The sequence below is a fragment of the Marinicella marina genome, from assembly GCF_030065545.1.
GTDB classification, from domain to species: domain Bacteria; phylum Pseudomonadota; class Gammaproteobacteria; order Xanthomonadales; family Marinicellaceae; genus Marinicella; species Marinicella marina.
Genome location: NZ_JASJNC010000011.1, coordinates 50052 through 62416, shown reverse-complemented (window position 1 = coordinate 62416; position 12365 = coordinate 50052). Strand labels below are relative to the sequence as shown.

The 12365-nt window shown below is 44.1% G+C and carries 6 protein-coding genes; 1 reads left to right on the top strand and 5 read right to left on the bottom strand.

The annotated features are described in order from the left end of the window. From QNI24_RS14950 to QNI24_RS14930, 5 genes are all read right to left on the bottom strand, one after another. A partial coding sequence (locus tag QNI24_RS14950; protein ID WP_283708762.1) for a hypothetical protein occupies nucleotides 1-234 on the bottom strand: 234 nt, incomplete at its 3' end. Between the two features lie 222 nt (nucleotides 235-456). Continuing rightward, nucleotides 457-2235, bottom strand: coding sequence for a hypothetical protein (locus QNI24_RS14945; RefSeq protein ID WP_267177357.1), 1779 nt, complete (start codon nucleotides 2233-2235; stop codon nucleotides 457-459). 881 nt (nucleotides 2236-3116) lie between these two features. Next, complete coding sequence (locus QNI24_RS14940) at nucleotides 3117-3386, bottom strand: hypothetical protein (RefSeq protein ID WP_267177356.1); 270 nt, start codon at nucleotides 3384-3386, stop codon at nucleotides 3117-3119. 531 nt (nucleotides 3387-3917) lie between these two features. Next, nucleotides 3918-7187, bottom strand: coding sequence for a VPS10 domain-containing protein (locus QNI24_RS14935; protein WP_267177355.1), 3270 nt, complete (start codon nucleotides 7185-7187; stop codon nucleotides 3918-3920). A 142-nt stretch (nucleotides 7188-7329) separates the two neighbouring features. Further along, nucleotides 7330-8793, bottom strand: a complete 1464-nt coding sequence (locus QNI24_RS14930) for a phospholipase D family protein (protein ID WP_267177354.1) — start codon at nucleotides 8791-8793, stop codon at nucleotides 7330-7332. A 186-nt stretch (nucleotides 8794-8979) separates the two neighbouring features. Between QNI24_RS14930 and QNI24_RS14925 the strand changes: the two genes are divergently transcribed. Beyond that, the gene (locus tag QNI24_RS14925) at nucleotides 8980-12255 is read left to right on the top strand and encodes a WD40/YVTN/BNR-like repeat-containing protein (protein WP_267177353.1); all 3276 of its coding nucleotides are present in this window, start codon (nucleotides 8980-8982) and stop codon (nucleotides 12253-12255) included. The last annotated feature ends 110 nt before the right edge of the window (nucleotides 12256-12365 follow it).

Here is a 12365-nt window from a genome sequence, read left to right as displayed (position 1 = left end):
AGAAGTCCAGATGAAATTTTTAGTTCCTTGAGTTCCGGTCCAGTAATTAGGGTTGTTATCAATAAATATCCCAGCATTAGGAGCATTAGATGCGCTCCAGGTGATGGGTGTTGTACAAGTACTGGCTCCAGGATTCAATGTACACCCTGGGTCATTAAAAGTTAGTGTTGCGGATTGTGAGTAAGTATAGTTACTGAAAAATAGAAACACTATTATCAAAAAAGTTTTATTCATTATATTTTCCTTCTTAAACTCTGACTTAATCACTTTCCTGTAAATACATATGTCAAGTCAGTTATTTTTTAATCAAAAACATCACTTAAAACTTAGTTTGTAGGTTTTAAGTGATGCATATCCTTGGTTAGTTTGGTTAGTTTTACTGATCGTCTTTAGAGGGATGGGTAAAGGCTTGAATACCAATCCCTTTTATCATCACATTTAATTATATTGACTTAGTCAGAAACTTTCTAACATATAATTCAAAAATGAATACGGTAGGTCATGTTTGAAGCCTTCCAGGCCAACACCATCAATTGGTGCTCTAGGCCATTGTAAAATAAACATTAAGCTAGTGTTTGTGCTATCAACTGCAGTTCTTAAAGCATTGGCAGTATCAATGTCGTTGTAATATGTTTCACCAATAATGACAGGTACCCCTGAAACGGTCTTGGCATGATTCAAAACTGCAGTAGCAGTTGGAGCACTTCTTACATACATGTGAAAGTTGTTATACAACGGAAAGTTACTTCCATAAATATTATCCATCGAAGCCATTCGGTGCTGTGCGTGCCACAAATTTGGAGCAATGATTGAATACCCTGTGGTTTTCTGTTTACCAAATGAATTGACGAACTTATTCCATTTAATTCTCAGGATTGCCTCATTCCGCTCTTGTAATACGCTGTGTTCTGCCGGGTACTGATCAAGACATTGTGTTATGTCAAAATTACTACAAGATAATGTACTTTCCATAACATCAATAGGCATAGCTTCATTTTGGATGTCGATTAAATAATTTACCCCAGAGGTCTCTATAGTCATTGTCAATGCCTTTAAAACTTGCCAATTTTCTCTCCAAATAGGTGTTTGTTGCCAGCGTGGCTCAGGGTCTTGGGGGTCATAGCGCGATTCAGGCCCTTTAATGGGTTCAGCACCATTAAATGTATATTCCAAGTCCTTTTGACATGCCCTGTACCAATTGACCCATGTACCTGCGCTATTACATCCACCTGAATGAACATTGAGCATTACTTGAGTAAAATTTTGGTTTTTGATGTCTGTTAATAAAGTTGATAAATTTGTTAGATATTGTGGCTCAATGTAAAAAACTTTTCCATTGGTATCAACTTTAGCACGCGAATTGACATATGTACCGTGTGAAAACCATTGAGCACCTCGACCGTGAAAGAAGTTTATGCCAATCTTTCTTTGCCCTTCCTCATGCATATCACTTAGATGTTGTAATACCATACTACGAACACCTGATTCATGATACCTTTTAATCGTACCATAAGGCGAAGCGATGATTGTGTGGGCGTTAGGATCTGTGGATGAGTCATAATCATGATAATACCAAGGTATGGTAGAACCACCGTTAGCTATATTAGGTGGTTGATAAGGATTAGCAACTACTTCCACCTGATCTAATAAAATAGAGCTTTGATAATTCATAGAACCGTATCTTAGTTCAAGCGTTTTACCGGATAAATTTACGTAAGGATATTCATGGTTAGACTTATTTGCTAAACATGAAACTTTCGCAGGTGTCAAGTTAGATCCATGACGCCACAAACATACATCATTTGCATTTGAAGAGTTCCAAGATGCATAAACTGAACACATGCTTTGACCTTGTTGCAATTGACATGTTGATGGATTCACATTCAAGCTTCCTGAAGGCTGCACTGCATTCACATTGACGGACTGGAATAGCATTGATTGATTATAGTCCAAAGAACCATGCCTTAACTCCAATGTTCTCCCATTCATATCCACGTATGGATATACAACATTGGTCCCATTGGACTGACAAGAGAATTTTGCTGGCGATAAAGTAGGACTTTTTCTCCACAAACACACACTTGTAGCATTTATTGACGTCCAGTTTACGTTTACAGAGCATGAGCTTTGATTGGGCTCTAGTGAACATGTTGTTGGATCAATGCTAAGTGTAAAACTTTGTGAATAGGCCGTTTGAACTCCTAAGGCCAATAAAAAAATTAATAGATTTTTCAAAATAAATTCCTATTTATATTTATGATTTTTATATTAGTTTTGTTTCAATTGTTATAAGAATATGTCTTAATTTAAAATCAAATTAAAACATAAAGGGTGGACAATCAAGCAATCCACCCAAAGATAATTAAAACTTAGTTTTAAATATCAATGTTTAATATATAAAAGTTAGTTTCATTAGATAATTCCTTGTTAGATTGTTATTTTTTTAATGACGAAAAAGGTAGAAATTTAAAAAATTTTGAAACCAGATGATTCCAAACAATATTCGGACACAGCCTTAAACATGATTTAACAGTCCACTTTCATGTAAAAATTTGGAGGTATTTTATAAAAAGTATTTTTGACGATAAATCCATTTGTGCACTCGTGTTTTATGTATTCTTTAATCATCCTTAAAAGTACAATTATACTACAACTCTTTAATGCTTTCACAAAATTTTCACTTAAAACCATGACTTTTGGGCTATAAATTTTTTAAAACATCGATTTCATCTGCTTTCTTGTGAGTAAATTAGCCATTCACCAATCCAACCCCATAATTTAAATCCAAAACTTTAGTTTTAAATCTCTTCCTTCTATATGATGGTCATATCCTCAGAGCATGATCAGTAGCTTTCCATGAGTTGACTCAGATTGGCCACTGAGTTAATAACTCAATGGGAATATACAAAACGAGGGTCGTCAGTTGAAAACTTGTACCATACAGGCAATTGAAAATTTAGCTGAGTTGGATAGTTGGATTCATAACTGGCTTTTTTCAAACCAAGGTTTCTGTGAAATAAAATTTTTAGCTCAGCGACTCACGAAAGTTGGGATAAAGATAAAAACAGACAAGGCATCACTTGCAAGTGTGTATTATAAGGTTTTTTTTATGAAACCTATTCATTGATGTATTCCATTTCATGGCTTTCAAGTGCAATTGAATGTGAGTGGCATTTGCCCTCTTCCATATTCGGCCATGATTTACTTACCCATGGCTGCCCATACTCATCAATTTCTTCAATTTCAAACACTTCACCAATCATTGATGATACGTCATCTGACTCATCATCTGGTAGTTCATCGAACCAATTGCCCGAGAGGCTAACAATGCGGACTTTATCTCCTACTGAAACTGCTTTCCCATTGATGTCTTTAGGTGTTTTCAATGTTTAATCTCATGTATTAAAGTCGCCATAATTTGCTGCTTGAAGCGCATAGGATAACGGTAAAACTGATGAATTTGTTAAGCATTTTTTCACAATGTTATTGATGCATTAAAGACCAAAATATTATCACAAGTTTTTGATTTCATAATTCATGGGCATTTATGTCATTTTTATTTAGCAGGTTATAGAGGAAAAACATGCTCCAATACACTTTCGATATCAGCCTTGCTTTATTTAAGAAACAGCATAAAGTGACGTCATGAAAACAGCACGCGATGCCTGCGGTCAAGTCATCGCAATGTTGGTGAATACCAACCGAGTCAAGCACCTGCGATTCAGAAGGGTCAGTATTTATACCTGCACAGAATAATGCTGCTTAAGATCTCACAGCCCCTGCCCTCTCGAGGAACGGGATTGCAGGGCCATTTTTATTGATTCCATTAATTTTTACCAAAGGTGTAAACACCTGAACAAAAAAAGGGCATGTGGCTTGAACCGCATGCCCTGATAAATGCTTGATTAAGCTGCGCTTTACTCGATTGACTTGCTTGGTACCGGACCTGCTGGCATCCAAGGTGCACCAGCGTCCATCAGAACCTGTTTGAACGCTGGGAACTCATCTTGGCGCAGTTTTGTCAGTGCTGGCTGCAAGCGGTTCAGTGCATCTTGGACGTAGGTTATTTGTTGTTTTTGGGTATTGGTCAAGCCCCAGGTGTTGGCCCTGGCGAACTCAATCATAAACAAACGATCTGATAAGGTTGCTGGTGCTGCACCCATAGCATCTAAATCCCTGCGGAAAGACAGGCCATTAAGTTCATTATCAATGGCGAACACTGCCGCTCTGAGTTGTTGGTATTTATCTTCCAATTCAGCTGAGAGTGCGGTCGAACGGTCCATACCGGTTCTGATTGAGAGCAGTTGGTCATTCAGTTCTTTTACTTGGCTGTTGGCCATAGAAACTTGGCGACGCAAAGACTCAACCTTTTGGATTTGTTCGCTGCGCTTTTCAGGCGAAACCGCGCCGACTTCGTTTTCTTGGTGCAGAGGTACGACATTGAATGCCACTGCTGCAGCCAGCTCTGTGGTTTTACCGCCTATGGTGGTATACAAGGCAGCGGTGTACTCACCTGGTGCGACCAAAGCACCTACATCACCAAAGAAACTGGGCGAAGTACCCAGCGCATTGACTGAGGGTCTGCGTAAATCCCAAGTCACTCGATGCAGGCCTTTTTTGGTGCTGGCAGGGACTTTTCGGACAATGTTATCCTGCTGGTCTTTGATCAATAAATAAACCTCAGGCTTGGCCTCTCTGGCCTCTTCTTCGACTGTTTCCCACTCAGGATACAGCGGGTATTGGCCTTTTTTGATGTTTTTCTTTTCCATCTCCTCGCGCTGTTCACGCATTGATTTCACGCCATCGCGCAGGTAATAAGTGAATGTCGCCCCAAACTCTGGGTTCTTGGCTTGGTATTCAAAATCACCCTGCGAATCGATGTGCATGCTGTCCGGTATGTACCACAAAGCATCACGCGATGGAAACAACAAGGCATCTTGTGCTAAGGCTTCTTCATTGATGCTTCGTAAGGGGCTGTAATCATCCAGAATATATATACCTCGACCGAAAGTACCACCCACCAAATCATTCTCGCGACGTTGAATCTTCACGTCTCTGAATGAAATGGTTGGCACATCACCGGTCAGTTCGACCCACGATTTACCGCCATTGACGGTGAAAAACAAACCGAACTCGGTACCTGCGAACAACAAGTCTTTGTTCACATGATCTTGAACCAGGCGCCACACCAAATGGTTGTTCGGTAAGTTGGATGTGATTGACTGCCACGTTTTACCACGATTGGTACTTTTTATCAGGTAAGGCTTATAATCACCGTACTTGTGGTTATCCAAAGCCGCATAAACGGTGTCTTTGTCATACAAGTCAGCTCGGATGTCGTTGATGTAAGCAGTGGCTGGTATGCCTCTGATGTCATCCAATTCATAGCGCTGCCACGTTTCACCGCCATCGGCAGTGACTTGAATCAGCCCATCGTCGGTACCGGCATAGATGATGTTTTCATCCAAAGGCGATTCGGCGATGTTAGCGATGGTATTGAAGTTTGACATGGCCAATAAATCAAAACCCGAATCAACTGACCAAGTGCGATCCATCACTGGCATGTGCATGCGGTTTTCATTCTTGGTCAAATCACCCGATATGGTGCGCCATGTGTTACCGCGGTCATCTGAACGCCAGATGCGTTGTGAAGCATGATACAGCCGTTTCGGGTCATGTGCAGATACCAAGATAGGTGCGTCCCAATTGTAACGTTCACCGGGTTCGCCGGGGCTGGCCTGTGGTTGGATTGAGACGTATTCATTGGTTTTGCGGTGGTAGCGGGCCAAGTTGCCCTCTTGTCTTTGGCCGTAAACGATATCAGGATTACCCGGCTCAGTGGCTGGTTGGTGCCCGTCCCAATCAAGAATTAAAAACCAGTCGTTGTTTTTGATACCGTGGCTGCGGTTGGTGCGTGAAGGGCCGCCTTGGGTTGAGTTATCTTGGGTGCCACCATAAACGTAATAGAACGGTTCTGAGTCATCCACTGCGATTTTATAATACTGGGTGATGGGCAGGTTGGCCATGTAGCGCCATTTTTTCATGTCATCCCTGGATTCATAAATACCGCCATCACTGCCGACCAACATGAAGTTAGGATCAGTTGGGTGGAAGGCCATGGCATGGTCATCAACGTGTTTGTTCTTGTTATTAAATAGTTTGAAGGTTTTACCCCCATCGTCGCTGTATTTGCTGTAATTACTCATCAAGTAAACGCGATCAAAGCGGTGTGGGTCGGCGAAAATTTCTTGGTAATAATGCGGTCCGGTTCCACTGCCCACTTCATCTGACATTTTCACCCAACTGGCGCCTTGGTTCGACGAACGATAAACTCCACCTTTGCGCTGGTTCAGCTCGATGGCTGCATAAACCACATCTGGCTGTTGCGGTGAAATGGCCAAGCCAATCTTGCCCAAGTCAGTTTTGGGCAAACCTTCGCTCAACTTACGCCAAGTCTCACCACCATCATCAGAAGTATGAATACCTGATCCAGGTCCGGTGCCTACATAGGTGGGTAAGGTTCGTTGTCTTTGCCAAGTGGCGGCATAGAGCTTATCTGGGTTGCGTGAATCAATGACCAATGAGGTCACGCCGGTCCATTCATCAATTTCCAGCACATTCGTCCAGTTTTTACCACCATCGGTGGTTTTGAATAAGCCGCGTTGACCGCCTTTTGACCACAACGGGCCTTGGGCTGAAACCCACACTGTGTTTGAATCTTCGGGATGAATGATGATGTCAGAAATGTGTTCGGTCTTTTTCAAACCCATGTTTTCCCAGGTCATACCACCATCTCTGGAGCGGTACACACCATCACCAAAACTCAAGTGACGTCCGCCGTTATTTTCACCAGTTCCGACCCAAATGATGTTTGAATTGCTGGGGTCAATGGTGACATCGCCGGTTGAGAACACGGCTTCATCATCAAAGATGGGCTGCCATGTGATGCCGCCGTTGTAAGTTTTCCATACGCCACCTGAGCCAACAGCCACATACCAGATGGATGGGTTGTTTGGATCAACTTCAATATCGGCGATGCGCCCTGACATGTAAGCCGGTCCGATGCTTCTGAGTTTCATGCCGGCAAATAATTCATCGGTCATGCGCTCGGATGAATCTTTTTTAGCTGCCTGCGACGGCGCAGTGATGAAGCCAATTAACATGGCAACCGTAGTGATGTACTTCATTTTTTTATCCCCTTTATTTGGTTAAATGATTGATCAACCAATTATTTTAAAGGGTCAGCGAAAAAAGACAAGCGAATTTAAATTCAGACAGCAGGAAGCCAATAAAGTGTTTCCTAACAATGATTTGTGTGGATATGATATTTTAAAACGTCGATAACCCTGTGGCTTCCATGATGCGGTATCGCCAATAGCGCAATCGGCCTTCATCGGCATAGTATTCATAGGGCCTACTGAAAAACTGATCGGGTCCATTTTTCCAGTACAGCTCAAAAAAAGCAGACGCATCTGCCATCGCTGGTATGCCTTTATCACCAAGCAACAGCACATTGGTTTCAAGATTCAAGTCATCTAAGTTGCGGCGGGTGAAATTGGCTGAGCCTAATAACAATTCAGCCCGTTCATTGGCTGATTGTTTCAACATCATTTTACTGTGGCATTGTTCGCCGTGGGTATCACACCAGCGCACTGGGATGCCTGCTTGGTTCAGTTCAGCAGCTACTTGACGATTGGGCATGCCATTTTTCTTTTTGCCAAAAGCATCTTCACTGGGATCGAGTAAAACACGCAAGTTGGCACCACGTTCATGCGCTTGGGTTAACGCTTTGATGATGCCACGATGGGATAAGTAAAACATCGCCAAATCAATGCGATCACCGTGCCCGCTTTGGTTCAATGTATTGATGACATAATCGCGAATTTTACTTTCGGTCAGCACTTGAATGGTGGTGTCAGATGGCATCATGACAGCGGTATCCTCAGCAGTTGCTAGTGGCTCGATACCTGTGGTTGAAAAATCCAAAACGGCCTGTTCAGTGGCCAGTAAGTCAGCCACGCTGGGGCCAGTAAACTCCAGCGCCACGTTACCATGGGCGCTGCTGGCATCATGTGGATTGCCTGAGGTCACCAAACCAATCAGCTTTTCATTGGAGTCCACCACCAACATCTTGCGGTGGTTGGCTTTGAAGTTGGCCAGTTTCAGCCAAGTTCGCAGTGTGACTTTATCAGTGCCCACTGGATTCGGTAACCAACCACCACGGCTCGAATTACCCAACCAATAACAACACAGGCGCCACAAGCCAGAATAGAGAAAATTTGAATCTCGCAGCCGATTCAAATCAGTCATTATCACTTCAACACCGGCATCAGCCAGCTGCTGTAAACGCGCTGATTCAATTCCACCGTAGATGTGATTGATGGGGTCAGTGATTAATACCACACGCAGATCAGGCAACTTCGCTTTGCGCTGCATCAATACGGTTGCGAGCTCGGCAGACAGCGGTCGCATGTTGGGGTCTGATTCAGAACCACCAGGGTCACCAGCGAAATCGTTGAATAAGAACATATCCAACACCACCATTCGCTCGGCTTGATTAATCAGACTCAGAATCCGATCAAAAATGCGCTGATCAGTCTGTCGCAAGCCATTTTGATCAACCCATGTGTAATCCGCCAGAAAACGTGCATCCACCACTGGCTGTGCAGGTGCTGCCGAGCTGATGCCTGCGGGCAATGGTTTGTGGCTGTGGTAGAGCATCAGGCTGATCCAAAGCAAAAGCAAGTACAGCAACAGCCAACGGACCAGATGTTTGAATGTGATTCTTTTCATTGCTTTGATTGTAGCCGAATTATGAACAGCTGATGAGTCCGTTTTTATCGTCTGATTAATGATGTTGAATAATTAAAGGTAAATCTCTAGCTCTTCCTGCCTAACTCATAGATGAGATACATCTGCCTCTGCCAAAGTCATGGTTTTATTGTAGAATAAAAAACAAACTACTAACGAGCCTAAATCATGTTAAAAATTCGCTTTGCCCTCATTTTATTGATCACCATTGGCTTGGTGCCGATACCTTCATTATTTGCCAAAACAGCGCACAAAGAAGCCATTTCAAAAGCAGTGTCCGGTCTTGAATTACGTGGTATCGGTCCGGCTTTTATGGGCGGACGCATTGCTGATATTGCGGTCAGTCCCACTGACCAAAGCACTTGGTATGTAGCGGTTGGTTCTGGTGGGTTGTGGAAAACCACCAACCGTGGCACCACATGGACACCTATTTTTGACAGCCAAAAGTCCTATTCGATTGGAACAGTGAGCATAGATCCAAACAATTCAGATGTGATTTGGGTCGGCACTGGCGAAAATGTCAGTGGCCGCCATGTGGCTTGGGGCGATGGTGTTTATAAATCCAAAGACGGTGGTCAGACTTGGCGACAAATGGGGCTGGAAAAGTCTGAACACATTGGCAGAATCTTAATTGATCCAAGAAACAGCGATGTGGTTTTTGTGGCTGCTGAAGGGCCACTGTGGTCTGCCGGTGGCGAGCGTGGCTTATACAAAACCGAAGACGGTGGCGAAACATGGAGCTTGGTTCTTGAAATAAATAAAAATACGGGTGTGACTGACATTGAGTTTGATCCTTCAAATCCCGATGTCATGTATGCTGCCGCTTACCAACGGCGCAGAATGACTTGGTCATTCTTGGCTGGTGGGCCTGATTCTGGCATTTACAAATCCACCGACAATGGTGTTACTTGGAGCCAAGTAACAACTGGATTACCGAAAGGCGATGTGGGCAAAATCGGCCTTGCGGTGACACCAGCTGACCCAGATTTAGTCTATGCCACCATAGAGGCAAACGACCAAGAAAAAGGCTTATACCGTTCATTGAATAAAGGTGAAAGTTGGGAAAAACGTAACAGCTACACATCTGGTGGCACCGGGCCTCATTACTACCAAGAGATTGAGGTATCACCCCAAGACCCTGATCTGATTTATCAATTAGATGTTTTCTACCATGTTTCACGCGACGGTGGCAAAACCTTTAATTACCTAGGCACAGGTCGTGAAAAACACAGCGACAACCATGCCTTATGGATCAACCCAAAGGATGGTCGTCATTTGATTTCTGGTACCGATGGCGGTTTGTATGAATCATTTGATGAGGGCAGTACTTGGCGGCATTTCCCTAATTTACCCATCGCCCAGTTCTATAAACTCGATGTGGACAATGCAGAACCCTTTTATAACATAGTTGGCGGTACCCAAGACTTGGGTTCATTACACGGTCCCTCAAGAACCATGAATACCGAAGGGGTGCGTAATCAAGATTGGTATGTACCTTTGGGAGCTGATGGTTCCGATGCCGTTTTTGATCCAAAAGACCCCAACATCGCCTACCTACAAATTCAACAAGGCACCTTGCACCGCGTTGACAGACGCACCAATGAGGTCATATTCATCCAGCCCCAGCCCGAAACCGGTGAAATACCAGAGCGCTGGAATTGGGACAGCCCGATTGAAGTCAGCCCGCATAACAACCAACGCATTTATTTTGGCTCACAACGCGTTTGGCAAAGCGATGACCAAGGCAATTCCTGGACACCAATAAGTGGTGACTTAACCACCAACACCAACCGTTACCAGTTAGAGACCATGGACAAAAGGGTCTGGAGTGTGGACTCGCTGTATGACAACGGCGCCATGTCGAAATATGCCACCCTAACCGCTATTGATGAATCCCCCCAAGAACAAGGCTTAATTTATACCGGTTCTGATGATGGTTTGATACACGTCAGTGAAGACGGTGGAAAAAGCTGGAAAGCCAGTGAGTTACCAAAAATACCAAAGCGCGCTTTCATCAATGACGTAGAAGCATCAAAACACGATACAGATGAGGTTTTTGCAGTCGCCGATGCACATAAATTCGGTGATTTCAAACCCTACCTTTTCATGAGTGACAACCGCGGACGCAGCTGGCGCTCAATTGCCGGTGATTTACCTGAAGACACCATCGTTTGGGTCATTAAGCAAGACCACATTGATGAAAACCTGTTATTCATAGGCACTGAATTCGGTATTTACTTTTCGCCCAACAAAGGCGATAACTGGATTAAATTAGCGGCTGGTGTACCCACCATCTCTTTCCGTGACATCGAAATACAAACACGCGACAGTGATTTGGTAGGGGCCACCTTTGGCCGTGGCTTTTATGTGCTTGATGACTATTCACCATTGCGGCATTTAAGCCAGGCCCTCAAAGACCAAGCCAATGTCCTGTTCCCGGTCAGAGACGCATGGTGGTATGTACCCAATGTACCGATGCAGGCCAAAGGCATGCCTGGACAAGGCACCACCAGTTTTGCAGCTGAAAATCCACCTTTTGGCGCTGTTTTCACTTACTACCTCAATGAAATACCACAAACAGCCAAATCCCAGCGTCAGGATACCGAAAAAGCCTTGAGAAAAGACAATGCCGATGTACCATTCCCAGGCTGGCAAGAGCTGGCAGAGGAAGCCAAAGAAAATAAACCACAGGTGTTGTTTTTGGTCAGTGATGCCGAAGGCCAAGCCGTGCGCTGGCTCAAAGGATCCAGTAAAAAAGGCCTACACCGAATTAACTGGGATTTGAAGCTTCCCGCACCCAACCCAATCAACTTTTCTCAACCTGCTTTCAAGCCACCTTGGGTTGGCGATCCAGAGGGCCCATTGGCGGCACCTGGTAATTACAACGTTCAGCTTTTTATCGCACACGATGGCAAACTGGAGTCGCAGGGTGAAGCACAAGCGTTCATGGTCAAACCTGTGGCCAACAATATAGCAACTGCTGACTACATGGCCGCGACAGCATTCCAAGCGAAAACCAGCGAGTTGTCGCGACAAGCCTCAAGCGCGGGCAGAAAACTGGGAGAAGCTGGCAACCGCATCAAGCACATGAAAGCCGCACTGCTAGAGACCCCCAAAGCCAGCAAGGAGTTGTTTGCTGATTTACAACAATTAGAACAAGGACTGGCTGAATTACGCCAGCAGTTAAATGGTGATCCAGTTCGACAGGGCCTGGATGAGAGCACCTCACCTGCCATCCGCTCTAGGATTGGTTATGTGGCTTATGGCCATTGGGGCACCACGCAAAAACCAACGCAAACCCAACAAAAAAACATCGCTATTGCTGAGTCAGGATTGCAACAATTCCGAATTGATTTATCAAGTTATTTGAAGAAACTTGAGGCCGTTGAAGCTGCCATGGAAGCAGCTGCCGCGCCCTATACGCCCGGCAGAAAATTAGAATAACACCTCCCATCAGTGAGCCACATGGATGTGGCCGTATTTCATTGGCTGGGGCATATTTTAATATTTCACCTGGGTGAAGTGATATAGGGATGGCAAGAGCAATGTAAATT

What these genes read in the sequence shown, in the direction of transcription:
- QNI24_RS14935 (WP_267177355.1), bottom strand. Translation starts at nt 7,187, where the DNA reads ATGAAGTACATCACTACGGTTGCCATGTTAATTGGCTTCATCACTGCG.
- QNI24_RS14930 (WP_267177354.1), bottom strand. Translation starts at nt 8,793, where the DNA reads ATGAAAAGAATCACATTCAAACATCTGGTCCGTTGGCTGTTGCTGTAC.
- QNI24_RS14925 (WP_267177353.1), top strand. Translation starts at nt 8,980, where the DNA reads ATGTTAAAAATTCGCTTTGCCCTCATTTTATTGATCACCATTGGCTTG.